Origin of the sequence: Streptomyces sp. NPDC086554, assembly GCF_040686095.1 — a bacterium.
Classification (GTDB): Bacteria; Actinomycetota; Actinomycetes; order Streptomycetales; family Streptomycetaceae; genus Streptomyces.
Window position 1 is genome coordinate 228562 of sequence record NZ_JBFBJK010000001.1, and the last position, 15454, is coordinate 244015.

At 70.2% G+C, this 15454-nt stretch carries 16 protein-coding genes; 14 read left to right on the forward strand and 2 right to left on the reverse strand.

Translation table 11 applies throughout. The features are described 5' to 3' along the window. Nucleotides 1–55 precede the first annotated feature (55 nt). From AB0O76_RS00980 to AB0O76_RS00995, 4 genes are all read left to right on the forward strand, one after another. Entirely contained in the window at nucleotides 56–379 is a 324-nt protein-coding gene (locus AB0O76_RS00980; protein WP_365483549.1) for a DUF6412 domain-containing protein, read from the forward strand. A 102-nt stretch (nucleotides 380–481) separates the two neighbouring features. Then, a complete protein-coding gene (locus AB0O76_RS00985) occupies nucleotides 482–1249 on the forward strand; it encodes a YidC/Oxa1 family membrane protein insertase (protein ID WP_365483552.1) in 768 nt (255 codons plus the stop codon). A gap of 145 nt (nucleotides 1250–1394) precedes the next feature. Then, nucleotides 1395–2252 (forward strand): fumarylacetoacetate hydrolase family protein, encoded by an 858-nt coding sequence (locus tag AB0O76_RS00990; RefSeq protein WP_365483555.1) that lies wholly within the window; start codon nucleotides 1395–1397, stop codon nucleotides 2250–2252. A gap of 39 nt (nucleotides 2253–2291) precedes the next feature. Then, the gene (locus AB0O76_RS00995; protein ID WP_365483558.1) at nucleotides 2292–2849 is read left to right on the forward strand and encodes a Uma2 family endonuclease; all 558 of its coding nucleotides are present in this window, start codon (nucleotides 2292–2294) and stop codon (nucleotides 2847–2849) included. A 30-nt stretch (nucleotides 2850–2879) separates the two neighbouring features. Here the strand turns inward: AB0O76_RS00995 and AB0O76_RS01000 are convergent, their stop codons facing one another. Continuing rightward, nucleotides 2880–3359, reverse strand: a complete 480-nt coding sequence (locus AB0O76_RS01000; protein ID WP_365483561.1) for a heme-degrading domain-containing protein — start codon at nucleotides 3357–3359, stop codon at nucleotides 2880–2882. Beyond that, nucleotides 3356–4438 (reverse strand): Gfo/Idh/MocA family oxidoreductase, encoded by a 1083-nt coding sequence (locus AB0O76_RS01005; RefSeq protein ID WP_365483564.1) that lies wholly within the window; start codon nucleotides 4436–4438, stop codon nucleotides 3356–3358. Before AB0O76_RS01005 ends, AB0O76_RS01000 begins: the two co-directional genes overlap by 4 nt. A 146-nt stretch (nucleotides 4439–4584) precedes the next feature. Here AB0O76_RS01005 and AB0O76_RS01010 point away from each other — a divergent pair, with 146 nt between their 5' ends. The 10 genes from AB0O76_RS01010 (at nucleotide 4585) to AB0O76_RS01055 (ending at nucleotide 15436) form a co-directional block, all read left to right on the forward strand. Continuing rightward, nucleotides 4585–5682, forward strand: coding sequence for an ROK family transcriptional regulator (locus AB0O76_RS01010; RefSeq protein WP_365483567.1), 1098 nt, complete (start codon nucleotides 4585–4587; stop codon nucleotides 5680–5682). 316 nt (nucleotides 5683–5998) lie between these two features. Continuing rightward, nucleotides 5999–6874 carry a cell wall protein gene (locus AB0O76_RS01015; protein ID WP_365483570.1) on the forward strand — a complete coding sequence of 292 codons (876 nt, stop codon included), beginning with the start codon at nucleotides 5999–6001 and terminating at the stop codon, nucleotides 6872–6874. A gap of 228 nt (nucleotides 6875–7102) precedes the next feature. Further along, nucleotides 7103–7918 (forward strand): GntR family transcriptional regulator, encoded by an 816-nt coding sequence (locus AB0O76_RS01020; protein ID WP_365483572.1) that lies wholly within the window; start codon nucleotides 7103–7105, stop codon nucleotides 7916–7918. Nucleotides 7919–8066: 148 nt separating this feature from the next. Next, complete coding sequence (locus AB0O76_RS01025; RefSeq protein WP_365483575.1) at nucleotides 8067–9191, forward strand: TIGR03364 family FAD-dependent oxidoreductase; 1125 nt, start codon at nucleotides 8067–8069, stop codon at nucleotides 9189–9191. A 41-nt stretch (nucleotides 9192–9232) separates the two neighbouring features. Further along, entirely contained in the window at nucleotides 9233–9892 is a 660-nt protein-coding gene (locus AB0O76_RS01030; protein WP_365484412.1) for an HAD family hydrolase, read from the forward strand. Beyond that, nucleotides 9889–10977 (forward strand): ABC transporter ATP-binding protein, encoded by a 1089-nt coding sequence (locus AB0O76_RS01035; RefSeq protein WP_365483578.1) that lies wholly within the window; start codon nucleotides 9889–9891, stop codon nucleotides 10975–10977. The genes AB0O76_RS01030 and AB0O76_RS01035 overlap by 4 nt, the downstream gene beginning before the upstream one ends. Then, complete coding sequence (locus AB0O76_RS01040) at nucleotides 10970–11839, forward strand: 2-aminoethylphosphonate ABC transporter permease subunit (RefSeq protein WP_365483581.1); 870 nt, start codon at nucleotides 10970–10972, stop codon at nucleotides 11837–11839. Before AB0O76_RS01035 ends, AB0O76_RS01040 begins: the two co-directional genes overlap by 8 nt. Next, complete coding sequence (locus tag AB0O76_RS01045) at nucleotides 11826–12623, forward strand: ABC transporter permease subunit (RefSeq protein WP_365483583.1); 798 nt, start codon at nucleotides 11826–11828, stop codon at nucleotides 12621–12623. Before AB0O76_RS01040 ends, AB0O76_RS01045 begins: the two co-directional genes overlap by 14 nt. An 89-nt stretch (nucleotides 12624–12712) precedes the next feature. Continuing rightward, nucleotides 12713–13786: a 2-aminoethylphosphonate ABC transporter substrate-binding protein gene (locus AB0O76_RS01050; protein WP_365483586.1), complete on the forward strand. Its 1074-nt coding sequence runs from the start codon at nucleotides 12713–12715 to the stop codon at nucleotides 13784–13786. Nucleotides 13787–13954: 168 nt separating this feature from the next. Then, nucleotides 13955–15436, forward strand: a complete 1482-nt coding sequence (locus AB0O76_RS01055; protein WP_365484415.1) for an alkaline phosphatase family protein — start codon at nucleotides 13955–13957, stop codon at nucleotides 15434–15436. Nucleotides 15437–15454 lie beyond the last annotated feature (18 nt).

Below are 15454 nucleotides of genomic sequence, written 5' to 3' on the forward strand. Positions count from 1 at the left end.
GCGATATGTCGTATCGGCGAGTGATCAGTAGCTGGAGAGGGAGAGGGGGTCCGGAATGGTGCAGGACGCGCTGCGCAAGTGGAAGGGCGCCCTGCGGCCCACTGGCCTGCTCCTCTTCCTCCTCGTCGAAGTCGTTCTCCTCGACGCCAGTAGCCTCACCGCCGCCGTCGCGCTCGCCGCGACCGCCGCGGCCGGGTCCGCGCTCGCCCTCTGCTCCCTGATCGCCGCGCGCTGCGCGCCCGCCGTGCCCCGCACGCGGGTGCGTACGGCCATCCGCGACCGCGAGAAGCGGACGGCCTTCCTGCCTCAGCGCGACCCCGACGCCGCGGGGCGCAGGCGACCCCGAGCACCGGGACGTCTCGTCCCGACGGCCGCGTAGGGCGCACACAGCTACCACCGAGCAGTGCCCAGCCCCCACGTGGGCCGTCACGCCGAAACGCACTTCTTCCTCGGCACGACGAGACCCCCGGAGGGCTCCTCCATGTCCGCTTTCATGTCCCTTTTCGCCGACCTGGTCGGCTCCATCGCCGATCTGCTCCAGCCGGTCTTCCACGCCTCCGCGATGGCCGCCGCCATCGTGCTCTTCACCGCCTGCGTACGACTCCTCGTCCACCCCTTGTCGCGGGCCTCGGCCCGTGGCCAGAAGGCGCGCGCCAAGCTTTCGCCGCAGATCGCGGAGTTGAGGAAGAAGCATGCCAAGAATCCCGAGAAGCTGCAGAAGGCGGTACTCGAACTGCACGCGAAGGAGAAGGTCTCGCCGCTCTCCGGGTGCCTGCCCAGCCTGTTCCAGCTTCCGGCGTTCTTCCTGCTCTACCACCTGTTCTCCAGCTCGCGGATCGGCGGCGAGGCCAACGCGCTGCTCGACCACAAGCTCTTCGCCGCGCCCCTCGGCGGGCGGTGGGCCGACGCTCTCGGCGATGGCGGGGTCTTCGGGGCGCAGGGGCTCGTCTATCTCGGGCTCTTCGCGATCGTCGCGGCCGTCGCCACCTTCAATTTCCTGCGTACGAAGAAGCAGATGGCGGCGGGCACTCCGGGCGCCGGTGGTGACGCGGGGGAGCAGATTCCCGGCATGGGCGCGATGACGAAGGTCATGCCGTTCATGTCCTTCATGACCCTGTTCACCGTCGCCTTCGTGCCGCTGGCCGCCGCGTTGTACGTCGTCACCAGCACCACCTGGAGCGCGGTCGAGCGTGCGGTGCTGTACCGGGACATGCCGGTCGGCGCCGGGGCGTTGGCTACCGCCGGGTAATGGTCCGCTCCGTGAACAGGGTCTTGCGGAGTGGACGGTGACCTTGGACGATCGACCAAACCTCCGATGGCCGCAACCCGTCGGAGGCCTGGCCACGCGGCCCGGTCAGAGCAGACCGGCCGCGCTCGACCAAGGGAGATTGACCATGAAGCTGCTCCGAGTCGGTACGGCGGGGTCCGAGCGCCCGGCGCTGCTCGATGCCGAAGGCACCCTGCGGGACCTGTCAGGGGCCGTCACGGACATCGACGGCGCGCTGCTCGCCGACGACGCCGCGCTCGACCGGATCCGGTCCGCCGCCGAGTCGGGCGAGTTGCCCGCGCTCGACGCGGCGGGGCTGCGGGTCGGGCCGCCGGTGGCCCGGATCGGCAAGGTCGTGTGCATCGGGCTCAACTACCACGACCACGCGGCCGAGACCGGGGCCGCGACGCCCGCCGAGCCCGTCGTCTTCTTCAAGGCCGCGGACACGGTGGTCGGACCCGACGACACCGTGCTCGTCCCGCGCAAGTCGGTCAAGACCGACTGGGAGGTGGAGCTCGCGGTCGTCATCGGGCGCACCGCGCGCTACCTGGAGTCCGACGAGGAGGCGCTCGCGCACGTCGCCGGGTACGCGGTGGCGCACGACGTGTCGGAGCGCGAGTTCCAGATCGAGCGCGGCGGTACCTGGGACAAGGGCAAGAACTGCGAGACGTTCAACCCGCTGGGCCCGTGGCTCGTGACGGCGGACGAGGTCGCCGACCCGCAGAACCTGTCCCTGAAGCTCTGGGTCAACGGCGAGCTGAAGCAGGACGGCTCCACGTCCCAGCAGATCTTCCCCGTGGCGGAAGTGGTGCGCTACGTCAGCCAATTCATGACCCTGTACCCGGGGGATGTCATCAACACGGGTACGCCGGCGGGCGTTGCCATGGGGCAGCCGGAGCCGAAGCCGTATCTGCGGGCGGGGGATGTGGTGGAGCTGGAGATCGAGAGGCTGGGGCGCCAGCGACAGGAACTGAAGGACGCCTAGCCGGTACGGTGCGTAGTCTGGTCACGTAAGGAGGCCCGCATGACTGTCGCGCCCGATGAAGTGACGCTTGAGGAGTTCGAAGCGCTCGCCGAAGCAGCGCCTGAGAGCCTTCAGGTCGAGCTCATCAACGGGAGGATCCTGGTGACTCCGGCTCCGGACGGTGACCACTCCGAAGCGTCTCGTACTGTCGCGCGCCAGATCATCTCGGAGCGCGCCGACCTGTGGCTGTACGAGGAACGAGGCCTGGCCGTCCCGGCCTACCGCGCGGGACGAGCCAGAGTCGACGGCGCGGTCGCTCCGCACGGATACTTTCGAGGGCAGCCGTCCTGGTCCGATCCTGAGGGCGTGCTCATGGTCGTCGAGGTCACCTCGGGGACCGAAGGGGATGCTGAAGTCGATCGGATCGAAAAGCGAGACGCCTACGCCCAGGCCGCGATGCCGGTCTATCTGCTCATTGACCGGCATCGGGGTGAGGTGACCGTGTTCTGGGAGCCCGTGGGCGGGCGATACGTGCACGAGTCCCGCGTCGCCTTCGGCGCCAAGCTCCCCCTGCCCGACCCCTTCGGCTTCGACCTCGACACCTCCGAGCTCGCCTGACGGCCGAGTCGACCCCTCGGCGCTGGAGCGTCACGGCATGAAGTGCTCCAGCGCCGACACCACCATCGCGTGGTCCTCCAGCTGCGGCAGGCCCGACACCACCACCGTGCCGATCACCCCCGCGCCCTTCACCGCGATCGGGAACGCGCCGCCATGTGCCGCGTACGCGTCCGGGTCGAGGCGCGAAGACTCCTCGAACGTCGTGCCCTTGGCGCGGAAACGCGTGCCGACCAGGAGGGACGAGCAGCCGTAGCGTTCGACGACGCGGCGCTTGCGGCTGATCCAGGCGTCGTTGTCCGGGGTCGATCCCGGCAGGGCCGCGTGGAAGAGCTGCTGGCCGCCGCGGGTGATGTCCACGGCCACCGGGGCGCGGCGCTCGCGGGCCAGGTCGACCAGGAGCGTGCCGAGCGCCCAGGCGTCCTCGTACGTGAAGTGGGGGAGCACCAGGCGGAGTTCCTGGGACTCCAGCTCGTCCACCGTCGGCGCGGCGGGCGTGGCAGACGTCGTCATACGATCACCGTCACGCTGTCGCGCGCCGAGCGGCGGGCCGCCTCCAGGACGTCCAGGGCCGCTGCGGCCTCGTACGCGGAGACCGGGTTCGTGCCGGTGCCGCGGATCGCGGCGGCCACGGCGACGTAGTACGCCGGGTAGTCGCCCGGCAGTGTCTCGACCGGGGTGCCGCCGCCGGTCAGCGGGGACTCGCCGGAGCCGAAGCGGCCCCACAGCGACTCGGACTCGATGCCCCAGGTGCCGTCGCCCGTGGGGCGTTCGCCCTCGCGCAGAGCCGCTTCCTGAGGGTCGAGGCCGTACTTGACGTAGCCCGCCGTCGATCCCAACGCGCGGAAACGCGGGCCGAGTTGGGCGGTGGTGGCGCTGACGTACAGATGCGAGCGGACGCCGCTCGCGTGCGTGATCGCGATGAATGTGTCGTCGTCGGTCTCCGCGCCGGGGCGGCGGACGTCCGACTCGGCGTACACGGACATCGCCGGGCCGAAGAGCACCAGGGCCTGGTCGACGACGTGGGACCCGAGGTCGTAGAGGAGACCTCCGATCTCTTCGGGGTTCCCGGACTCGCGCCAGCCGCCCTTGGGCTGCGGACGCCAGCGCTCGAAGCGGGACTCGAAGCGCCATACGTCGCCGAGCTCGCCGTCGGCGACGAGCTTCTGGAGCGTACGGAAGTCGTTGTCCCAGCGGCGGTTCTGGAAGACGGAGAGGAGAAGGCCGCGGTCGTCGGCGAGTGCGGCGAGCTCCCGGGCTTCGGCGGCGGTGCCCGCGATCGGCTTGTCCACGACCACGGGGAGGCCGGCCTTGAGGGCGGCGTGCGCGAGCGCGACGTGCGTCTTGTTCGGGGATGCGATCACGACCAGGTCGAGCTCGTCCGCGCGGTCCCACAGCTCGTCGGCCGTCGCGGCGAACCGCAGCTCGTCGCCGAACTCGGCGCGGGCCTGCGCCTGGCGCTCGGGGTTCGACGTGACGACCGTGTCGAGGGCGAGGCTCTCGGTGGCGGCGATCAGCGGGGCGTGGAAGACGGAGCCCGCGAGGCCGTATCCGATGAGGGCCACGCGCAGAGGGGAGCCTGTACCAGTCATGCGTTCCACTTAAGCAACGCTGTTGCTAAAGCGCAAGCGTGGGCGACACTGGGGGTGTGAACAGCACTGATGATGCGAGGGCGGTCGGCGGCGGTAGTCGTAGTAGTCGTAGTAGTGGCACCGGTAGCGGCAGGGCGGGCGCCGGGGTGAACCTGCTCGCGCTGCGCGGGCACAACGCCGCCCTCGTGCTCGACCTGCTGCGCACGGCGGGCGGGGACGGCATAAGCCGCCTGGAGATCGCCGAGCGCACGGGGCTCACACCGCAGGCCGTCAGCAAGATCACCGCACGGTTGCGTAGGGAGGGTCTTGCGGCGGAGGCGGGGCGCCGCGCGTCGACCGGGGGCAAACCGCGGACGCTCCTGCGCCTCGTCCCCGAGGCCGGTCACGCGGTCGGCCTCCATCTCGACCGCGACGAACTGACCGCGGTACTCGCGGACCTGACGGGGCGGGTGGTCGCGGAACGCCGGGCCCCGTTGGACCTCGGGGCGGGCGCGGACGCGGTGGTCGATGCGGCGGTGGAGGTGGTGCGGGAGCTGGTCCGTCCCTCGGGGGATCCCCCGGACCCGGGGGATCCGGGGGATCCGGGGCGGCTCCTCGGCGTCGGCATCGCGCTGCCGGGGCCCCTGGACCACGCGGACGGCGTGCTGCATCGGGTGACCGGGTTCCCCGCGTGGGACGGGTTTCCGCTGCGGGACGCGTTCGCCGGGCGGCTGGGGCTGCCGGTCGTCGTCGACAAGGACACGAACGCGGCCGCGCTCGGCCTGGCCCTCGGCGGTGTGGCGGACTCCTTCGCGTATCTGCACCTGGGTACGGGACTCGGCGCGGGCCTCGTCCTCTCCGGCGGCCTCTACCGTGGCGCGCGGACCGGCGCCGGCGAATTCGGCCATCAGGTGATCCAGCTGGACGGCCCGCGGTGCGGCTGCGGCGACCGCGGCTGCATCGAGGCGCTGTGCCTCGCGGCGGTGGCCCGCGGCGACACCGCCGAGGCGGCCCGCGCCCTTGGCGTCGGCGCGGCGAACCTGGTCGGCCTCCTGGACATCGACCGCGTACTCCTGGGCGGCCGAGCCGTCTTCGCGGCCGAGGAGTCCTTCGTACGCGGAGTGGGCGAGGTCGTCACCGAGCGCGTCCGGAGGGGCGGCGGCGACAGGGAGGTTCTGGTGGCGGTGGCTTCGGGCGGGGGCCGCGGGGTGGCGGAGGGCGCGGCGCAGCTGGTGCTTGCGCCGGTGTTCGGGAGGGCGGGGTAGCTGCGGCTTGCTTGAGCGGGGGCTCTACTGAACCGGGGGATCACCGGCTTCGCCGAGCTCGTCCTCAAGCGCCGGACGGGCTGGTCCTCGGGCCGTGCTTGTCTGCGGGCGCGTCGTGGCTTGTGGCGCAGTTCCCCGCGCCCCTTCGGGGCGCTAATCCGACTTGACCGAAGATCCGCTGAATCAGGGGAGTTGCCGCCGCCACTCGGGCGCATGGAGCTGTGGCGGGGCCGGGGGCGGCCGGGCCCGCGTGGCAGGGTCTCGGGCCATGGCCAGTGGCTTCCGCCCGCCCGATCCGTGCTCAGCAAAGGCCCACATGCGACTCCGCCGCCACCTCGCATCCGGCGTCACCGCAGCCGCTGCCGCCACGTTTGTGGCGGGGGCGGCAGCAGGCGTGGAGGCGGCGGGGAGACCTCTGGGCCAGGTTCCGCGGCCGACCTGCGCCTCCGCCGTCCACGGGGAATTTCCCATCGGTACGCAGATCCAGGATGGCCCCGGCGCCTATGAACCCGGCGGCGGCTTTCGCGGATGGACCGTCGAACTGGCCAACACCACGCGGGGCACCTGCGGGAACATCCACCCCGTGGTCGTCATCGTCGACCGGGAGCGCGAGTTGAAGCCCCGGCAGATTCAGTTGGAGTTCCACGACGGCACACGGTGGCGGCCCGTGCGGTTCGAGCGGACCGACCGGGACGAGAACGTCGGCGTCCTCGATGACGGCGGCAGGGGCGACTTCCCCGGGTTCACGGTCGGCGCGGGCAAGCGCATCGGCGTCAAGGTGCGGCTCTCCTTCACCTCCGACGCGCGCTCGGAGCACGCGGTGGCCTCCGCCGCGATTGTCCAGCGCCGTGACGATGACGGGGACTGGGTGGGGGAGTCCAGGGACTACCCATTCGCTATCAGCGAGGACGGGGCCGACGGCGACGGGGGGCGGGACGGGGGCGGTGACGACACCGGGGGCGCCGACGGCGGCGGTGACGGCGGCGGTGACGGCGGTGGTGATGGCGGTGGTGGTGGCGGTGGTCGTGAGGGCGATACGTCCGACGGCGACGGTTCCTCGTACGCGGACGAGCTCGCCGCGACCGGGCCAGGCACGCTCCTGCGCGTCGGTGCCGTTGCCGTGGTGCTGTTCGCCTGCGGCTGGGGCTTGATGGTGGGCGCGAGGCGATTCCTCGCGGGCTGGAGGCGTTGACGGTGGCCCCGCGCGGCCGTGCGCTTCGCGGGAAGGCCGGTGCGGAATCTGCGGGTGCGTCGTGGCTGGTCGCGCAGTTCCCCGCGCCCCTGACGGGGCCGGGGCGGTGCCCTGCGTCTGACGGGACCGGTCGGCGCCCCGCGCCCCTGACGGGACCGGTAGACGCGCCGCGAGGCCCAGCACCCGCCGTTCACCTTCCAGTTCACCCACGTCTGCGAACATCCCTCCGTGGACAACCCGAACTCCCCGAACTCCCCGCACCCGCCCGCCCACCTGCTCGATCAGGCCCCCGGAGCGCCCATCCGCTCCGGGATCCCCGAGCACGGGCGCATCCCGAAGTACTACGCCGTCAAGGCCCGGATCGCCGTCCTGATAGAGGAGTTGGGGGACGGGCAGACGCTGCCGACCGAGCGGGATCTGGCCGTGCGGTACGAAGTCGCCAGGGAGACCGTGCGGCAGGCGCTGCGTGAGCTGCTGCTCGAAGGGCGGCTGCGCAGGCAGGGGCGGGGGACCGTTGTCGCCGGGCCCAAGCTGGAGCAGCCGCTCTCCCTCGCCAGTTACACCGAAGGGGTGCGTCGGCAGGGGCGTACCCCCGGGCGAAATCTCATCTCCCTCGACCGTTTCCCCGCCCCCGGGCCCCTCGCCGCCGAGATCGGGGTGAAGCAGGGAGAGCCCGTCTGGCACATGGAGCGTGTGCTGCTCGCCGATGAGGAGCGGGTCGGGCTCGAGAGTACGTATGTCTCCGTGGCCCGCGTTCCCGAGCTCGACCGTGACTTCGAGCCCGACTCCTCCTTCTACGCCTATCTGCGTGACCGGCTCGGCATCTCCTTCGGGGACGCCGACGAGCGCATCGAGACGGTCCTTGCCACGCCTCGCGAGGCGCTGCTGATCGGTACGCCCCCCGCGCTCCCGATGCTGCTGATCCACCGCGTATCGCGCGACACCTCCGGCCATCCGCTGGAGCGGGTGCGCACCCTCTACCGGGGCGACCGCTTCTCCTTCACCACCCACCTGGGCGGCCGCGGCGACAGCGACAGCGGCTGAACCTTCCCTCCCCGACCCTCCCCGAACCGCGATCGATCCACGACGATAACGGGAATGTAACGGGTCTAGGCCAACCTTGGGTGGCCGTTCACCGTCCCGTTGCCGTCCGGCCCCATGCGGGTCACCCGTCCCCAGGAGCGTTGCCGTCGTGAGAGTCATCGTCGTAGGAGCCGGCGTGGTGGGAACCATGCACGCCTGGCACGCAGTGGAACGCGGCCACGAGGTCGTACAGATCGAGCGAGAGACCGAGGCCCGAGGAGCCTCGCTGCGCAACTTCGGGCAGATATGGGTGAGTGGTCGCGCCGGTGGCGAAGAGCTCGAAACCGCGCTGCGGGCGCGTGAGTTGTGGCAGGGCATCGGCGAGCGCGTGCCGGGTCTCGGCTTCCGTGCCAACGGCTCCCTCACCCTCGTACGCAACGAACGCGAGCACGCCGTCGCCGAGGCCGCGCTCGCCCGCCCCGACGCGGCCGAGCGCGGCTACAAGCTGCTGACCGCCGACGAGGCCCGCGCGGTCAACCCCGCCCTGCGCGGCGCGTTCAGCTCCGCCCTGTGGTGCGAGCGGGATGCTGCTGTTGAGCCGCGCACGGCTCAACTCCGGCTGCGGGAGGCGTTGTTGGCGTCGCCGAATTACACCTTCCTGCCGGGGCGCGAGGTCCGCGAGGTCGTCGGCGAGAGCGCGGTGCGGGACGACCACGGTGACGTACACACCGGTGACGTCGTCGTGCTCGCCACCGGCGCCTGGCTCGGCGGGCTCGTGCGGGAGCTGGCGGGACCGGATCTGCCCGTGCGCCGCGTGCGCCTGCAGATGATGCAGACGGAGCCCCTCGGCGAGGCGCTCACCACCTCCGTCGCCGACGCGGACAGCTTCCGCTACTACCCGGCGTACAAGTCGGACGCCCTCGACGTGCTCAACGCCGGGCAGGACCAAGCCCCGACCGCCGCCGCGCACAAGATGCAGTTGCTCATGGTGCAGCGCAAGGACGGTGGCCTGACCATCGGCGACACGCATGAGTACGAGCACCCCTTCGCCTTCGACACCCTCGAAGACCCCTACGACCACCTCACCGAGGTCGTCGGGGGCTTCCTCGGGCGGCCGCTGCCGAAGATCGAGCGGCGCTGGGCCGGGGTGTACGCGCAGTGCGTCGACACCAGCCGGGTCGTGCACCGCCAGCAGGTGCGCGACGGCGTGTGGCTGGTCACCGGGCCCGGCGGGCGCGGCATGACCTGCTCGCCCGCGATCGCCGAGAAGACAGCCGACGAGCTGGGATGGTGAGTGAATTGACCGCGAAGAGCATCGGTCTGGTCGTGCTGGACATGGCCGGGACCACCGTCGCCGACGGAGGCCTGGTCGAGCAGGCCTTCGCCGTCGCCGCGCAGGAGCTCGGCGTGCAGCCGGGATCGGCCGACCACGCCGCGAAGCTCGACTATGTGCGCGCCACCATGGGTGAGTCCAAGATCTCCGTCTTCCGGCACCTGTTCGGAGCGGAAGCACTCGCCCAGCGGGCCAACGTGGCCTTCGAGAAGGCGTACGGGGAGCTGGTGGACGGCGGGCGCATCGCGCCGATCGCCGGGGCCCGGGAGGCCATCGAAGAGCTCAAGTCGGACGGCCTCGCAGTCGTGTTGAGCACCGGGTTCGCTCGGGTCACGCAGGACGCCATCCTCGATGCGCTCGGCTGGCGTGACCTGGTCGAGCTGACGCTCTGCCCCGCCGACGCGGGCGGCCGCGGGCGGCCCTATCCGGACATGGTCCTGAGCGCGTTCCTGCGGACGGGGGCGGTGGACGGCGTCCAGCAGATAGCCGTCGCGGGCGACACGGCGTACGACATGAAGAGCGGGGCGCGGGCCGGGGCCGGTGTCGTCGCCGGTGTGCTCACCGGGGCACACGACGATGCCGCGCTGCGGGGCGCCGGGGCCACTCATGTGCTCGGGTCCGTCGCCGAACTCCCGGGCATACTCAGGGGTGTTGACGCGTGAGTGACAGCACCCCCGTACCCGTACCCGTACCCGCGCGGAGCGGTATTCGCTTCGAGCGCGTCTCGGTCGCCTACGGCAAGAACGTCGTCCTCGACGCGCTCGACCTGACCGTCGAGCCCGGCGAGGTCATGGCCCTGCTCGGGCCATCGGGCTCCGGAAAGACGACCGCGCTGCGGGCCGTCGCCGGATTCGTGAAGCCCGCCTGCGGGCGGGTGTTCATCGGCGAGCGCGATGTCACCGGACTTCCGCCGCATCAGCGGGGGATCGGCATGGTCGTCCAGCAGTACGCGCTCTTTCCGCACATGCGGGTCGAGGACAATGTCGCCTTCGGCATGAAGGCGCAGAAGGTGGCCAGGTCCGAGATTCCCGGGCGGGTCGCCGAGGCGCTGGAAATGACGGGCATGGGGGCGTATGCGAAGCGGTTCCCGCGGGAGCTGTCCGGAGGGCAGCAGCAGCGGGTCGCCATCGCGCGGGCGTTGGCCATTCGGCCGGGGGTGCTGTTGCTCGACGAGCCGCTTTCCGCGCTTGATGCGCAGTTGCGGTCGGGGATGCTGGCGGAACTCGCCCGGTTGCACCGGGAGTTGCCGGACGTCTCCATTTTGTACGTCACCCATGACCAGGTGGAGGCCTTGACGTTGGCCGATCGGATCGCCGTCATGGACCGGGCTCGACTGCAGGACTGCGGGACTCCGCAGGAGCTTTACCGGGCGCCTCGGAGTGAGTTCACGGCGTCCTTTGTGGGGAATGCGAATCTGCTGCCGGTGCGGGTTGCCGACGGGGGCGTCTCCTTCGAAGGGGCGTCGCTGAAGGTGGACACCGGGGAGGCGGTGGTGGGGGCGGCTGCCACGCTGTGCGTGCGGCCGCACCTGGTCGGGCTCGGGGATGGGCCCAATGCCCTCACGGGCAGTGTTGCCGAGGTGCAGTGGCGGGGGGCCACGCATCGGTTGTACGTGGATGTCGGCGGGCAGCGGGTGAAGGCGGATCTGCGGGAGCTGCGGAATCCGCCGGGGATTGGTGACTCCGTCACGCTGCACTTCGCCTCTGAGGACGCCGTGCTGCTGGGTGCGGGGGTGACCGATGGCTAGCGCCACGCTGACCGCGCCCGCGCGGAAGGACAAGCCGCCCCTGAAGATACCGAGGTGGGTGTGGGCCCTGCCCCCCATCGCGCTGCTCGGGGTCTTCTTTCTCTACCCCATCGCCCTCGTCGTCCAGCAGTCCGTGCAGCCCGACACCGGGGGGACGTCCCTTCAGCCGTACTCCGATGTGTTCGCATCGGAGGCGTTTCGGGAGGCGCTCGGGACCACCGTGTGGCTGGCCGTGGGGTCGACCGTGGGGTGTCTTGTGCTCGGGTTCGCGCTCGCGCTGGTCATCGCCTTTGTGCCGTTCCCGGGAGGGAAAGCCGTCGCCAAGTTCATCGACGTCTTTCTCTCCTTTCCGTCCTTCCTCATCACCCTCGCCCTGCTGTTCATCTACGGCACCAAGGGCATGGCCAACGGGATATGGACGGATGTGACAGGGGCTGCCGACGGTCCCTTTCAGTTCCTCACCACTCCGTGGGGTGTTCTCCTCGCCGAGATCACGTACTTCACGCCCTTCGTGATGCGCCCGCTGCTCGCCGCGTTCTCGCAGATCGACACCGCGCAGATCGAGGTCGCGTCCAGCCTGGGTGCCAAGCCCGCCCGTATCGTCCGGCGGGTCATCCTGCCCGAGGCGCTGCCCGCCCTCGCCGCCGGTGGCAGCCTCGTACTCGTCATGTGTCTGAACGAGTTCGGCATCGTGCTCTTCACCGGGGCGAAGGGTGTGACGACCCTGCCGATGCTCGTCTACAGCAAGGCCATTCTCGAATCCGACTATCCGGCGGCCTGTGTCGTCGCCGTCGTCAACATCGCGATCTCCGTGGGCCTTTACAGCCTCTACCGGGTGGTGAGCCGTCGTGTTGGTGCATAGCCGCAAGGGGAAATGGGCCACCTGGGTTCTTTTCTTCGTCTTCTTCCTTCCGCTCTTCGCGCTGCCGCTGCTCGTCATCCTCGCCGCGTCGTTCTCGTCGCACTGGTCGGGGGCCTTCCCGTCCGGCTTCACGGCCGAGCACTACGAGTCGGCCACCCGCGGGGAATCCCTCAAGGCGCTCACCACCAGCCTGGTCACCGCCATCGGCGCGAGCCTGCTCGCGCTGACCGTCGGGTCCTGGGCCGCGCTCGCCGCCGCCTCGCTGAAGAAGGGCGGGAAGCGCGTGCTCGACACGCTCTTCGTGCTGCCCGTCGCCGTGCCGTCCGTCGTCGTCGGCCTCGCGATCCTCGTCGCCTTCAGCAAGCCGCCGATGATCCTCAACGGCACGCGCTGGATCGTGATCCTCGCGCACACGATTCTTGTCACGGCGTTCGCCTACCAGTCGGTTTCGGCTGCCATCGTGCGTCTCGACCCGGCGTACGAACAGGCCGCCGCATCGCTCGGTGCCCGGCCCTCGTACGTCCTGTGGAAGGTGAAGCTGCCCCTCCTGCTGCCGTCCCTGAACGCGGCCGCCGGGCTCTGCTTCGCGCTCTCCATGGGCGAGTTGAGCGCCACGATGATGCTCTACCCGCCGGACTGGATGCCGCTCCCCGTGCAGATCTACGCGGCCACCGACCGCGGCTCCCTCTTCACCGGTGCGGCCGTCGCGGTGGTCCTGATGGCGGCGACGCTGCTCGTGCTCTTCGCCGTCTCGCGCATCCGCACCCGCGCCTCCTATCGCTGAACTGTCCGTCCGTGAACTGTCCGTCCCCCCCCAAGGCACGTCAAGGCACGTCAAGGTTCTTCAAGGTTCTTCAAGGAGTAGGAAACGTCATGTCCCGTCACACCACGCGCATCAGAACGTTCGCCGCCGTCTCCGGCAGCCTCGTACTCGCCGGATCGCTCACCGCGTGCGGCGGCGACTCCTCCGCGTCCGACGCCAAGGAAGTCACCGTCTACAGCGCCGACGGCCTCAAGGGCGAGAACGGCGACGGCTGGTACGACCAGGTCTTCAAGGACTTCGAGAAGAAGACCGGCATCAAGGTGAACTACGTCGAGGGCGGCTCCGGCGAGATGGTGCAGCGCGCCGTCCGCGAGAAGTCCAACACGCAGGCCGACGTCATCATCACCCTGCCGCCGTTCATCCAGCAGGCCGACGAGAAGGGCCTGTTGCAGGCCTACAAGCCCAAGGGCTCGGAAGAGGTCGACGGCGCCGACAAGGCCGCCGACGGCAAGTGGACCTCCGTCGTGAACAACTACTTCGGCTTCATCTACAACAAGAAGGAGCTGCCGGGCGGCAAGGCGCCCAAGACGTGGGAGGACCTCACCGACGGCTCGTACAAGGACAAGGTCCAGTACTCCACGCCCGGCGTCGCGGGCGACGGAACCGCCGTGCTCATCAAGGCGATGCACGACTTCGGCGGCAAGAAGCCCGCCATGGACTATCTGAAGAAGCTCCAGACGAACAACGTCGGTCCTTCCGCCTCCACCGGCAAGCTCGCGCCGAAGGTCGACAAGGGCGAGCTGCTCGCAGCCAACGGCGACGTCCAGATGAACTACGCGCAGTCCAAGGACATGCCGAACCTGGGCATCTGGTTCCCGGCCAAGGAGGGTGGCAAGCGCACCACCTTCGCTCTGCCCTACGCGGCAGGCCTCGTCAACAAGGCCCCGCACAGCGCCAACGCGAAGAAGTTCCTCGACTACCTGCTCAGCCAGAAGGCGCAGCAGCAGGTCAGCGAGATCGGCGGCGGCTTCGCGGCGCGCAAGGACATCAAGGCCACCGACGCCAACGCGGTCGCGCTCGACAAGATCGTCGAGGGTGTCGACGTCTTCGAGCCGGACTGGGCGGACATCTCCGAGAACCTCCAGACGTATGTGGAGGACTGGAAGTCGGCCACCGGCAGCTGACCTCAAGTTCACCTGGAATCACGAGAGTTCACCGCCGCGCCTCTGTTCGCGGCCGTTCGGTAGCGAAAAGATAACGGGTATGGACCCAGCGCCCCTGGCTCTCCGGGGGCGCTGGTCTGCGCTCCCGCTCCCGCCCCCTTCCGACTGGAGGACCACGTGTCGCCCCGTATGTCCCGCCGCTCGTTCCTCGTCTCCACCGCCGCACTCGCCGCTGCCGCAGGACCCTTGGCCGCCGTCGCCAGCGCGGCGGCCAAGACCCCGAAGGTCCTGGTCATAGGCCTGGACGGTGCCCTGCTCAACAGAATCAAGGACGCGGACGCGCCCGCCCTCAAGGCTCTGATGTCGGCCGGCCTCACCGCCCCCAGCGCCATCTACGCCAACCCGCTCGCCCCCACCTCGTCGGGCCCCGGCTGGTCGACGCTCATCACCGGCGTCTGGCCCGACAAGCACAAGGTGCTCAACAACGACTTCACCGGCCACCAGCTCGCCAAGTACCCGGACTTCATGACCCGCGTCGAGGCGGCGAAGCCGAACCTGCGGACGTACGCGGTCTCGTCCTGGGCCCCGATCACCGACATCATCTTCTCCGCGAAGGTCGATGCCCGGGTCTCCACGCCGTCCGCCGAGTACGACGCGGGCACCACCACCCGCGCCGTCGCCGAGGTCAAGAGCGGCAACCCCGACGCCGTCTTCGTCCAGCTCGACAACATCGACCACGCGGGCCACGACAGCGGCGCCGCGAGCCAGGCCTACCTCGACGCGATCCACGGCGCCGACACCCAGGTCGGCCGGATCGTCGACGCCGTCAAGTCCCGTGCCACGTACGGCAATGAGGACTGGCTCATCATGATCACCGCCGACCACGGGCACACCGACCCGGGCGGCCACGGCGGCTCCAGCTGGCCCGAGCGCCAGACGTTCATGATCGCCACCGGCTCCACGGTCGCCCCGGGTTCGGTCCGTCACGACGTACGCATGCCGGACATCGCCGCGAGCGCGCTCGCCCACCTGGGAGTGGCGATCGACCCGGCCTGGGGCCTGGACGGCCGCCCGATCCAGCAGCCCACGCCGGACGACTTCGACGCCCTGCGGGCCAAGCTGACGGGCCCGGTCGACGAGGGCGGTATCGGCTCCGGCGTCATCGGCTTCACGCACACACCGCCGAGCGGCTGGAGCGTCGACAACTCCAAGATGGGCACCGGCGGCATCACCGAGTGGCGCGGCTGGTCCTTCACGACGGATGAATTCTGGACGAAGACCGAGCGCGACCAGCAGCGCGAGCTCAACATCCGGGCCCGCAACGTCTTCGCGGTCGCCGACGGCGACGAATGGTCCGACAAGACCTTCTCGGGCACCTTCGACTCGACACTGATCAGCCCCGCGTACGACGTGACGGGCGGCCGCCCCGCCACGCTCACGTACACGACGTACTACCGCCAGGAGGCCCCGCAGAAGGGCGAGGTGCTTGTCTCGTACGACGGCGGCGCCCCGGTCGCGGTGAAGACGTACACGGCGGACACGCCCTCCGTCGTCGAGAGCGTCCGGCTCGATGTGCCCGCGGGCGCGAGCAAGGCCCAGGTCCGCTTCCGCTACACCGGGGGCAACAACTGGTACTGGGTGATCGACGGGGTCAAGATCACGGCTTCCTGATTAGGCTTGGGGGCGTCG

Excerpts from the sequence above, each read along its gene's own strand:
- AB0O76_RS00980 (WP_365483549.1), top strand. The coding sequence starts at position 56 with ATGGTGCAGGACGCGCTGCGCAAGTGGAAGGGCGCCCTGCGGCCCACT.
- AB0O76_RS00985 (WP_365483552.1), top strand. The coding sequence starts at position 482 with ATGTCCGCTTTCATGTCCCTTTTCGCCGACCTGGTCGGCTCCATCGCC.
- AB0O76_RS00990 (WP_365483555.1), top strand. The coding sequence starts at position 1,395 with ATGAAGCTGCTCCGAGTCGGTACGGCGGGGTCCGAGCGCCCGGCGCTG.
- AB0O76_RS00995 (WP_365483558.1), top strand. The coding sequence starts at position 2,292 with ATGACTGTCGCGCCCGATGAAGTGACGCTTGAGGAGTTCGAAGCGCTC.
- AB0O76_RS01000 (WP_365483561.1), bottom strand. The coding sequence starts at position 3,359 with ATGACGACGTCTGCCACGCCCGCCGCGCCGACGGTGGACGAGCTGGAG.
- AB0O76_RS01005 (WP_365483564.1), bottom strand. The coding sequence starts at position 4,438 with ATGACTGGTACAGGCTCCCCTCTGCGCGTGGCCCTCATCGGATACGGC.
- AB0O76_RS01015 (WP_365483570.1), top strand. The coding sequence starts at position 5,999 with ATGCGACTCCGCCGCCACCTCGCATCCGGCGTCACCGCAGCCGCTGCC.
- AB0O76_RS01030 (WP_365484412.1), top strand. The coding sequence starts at position 9,233 with ATGGCCGGGACCACCGTCGCCGACGGAGGCCTGGTCGAGCAGGCCTTC.
- AB0O76_RS01040 (WP_365483581.1), top strand. The coding sequence starts at position 10,970 with ATGGCTAGCGCCACGCTGACCGCGCCCGCGCGGAAGGACAAGCCGCCC.
- AB0O76_RS01050 (WP_365483586.1), top strand. The coding sequence starts at position 12,713 with ATGTCCCGTCACACCACGCGCATCAGAACGTTCGCCGCCGTCTCCGGC.
- AB0O76_RS01055 (WP_365484415.1), top strand. The coding sequence starts at position 13,955 with ATGTCCCGCCGCTCGTTCCTCGTCTCCACCGCCGCACTCGCCGCTGCC.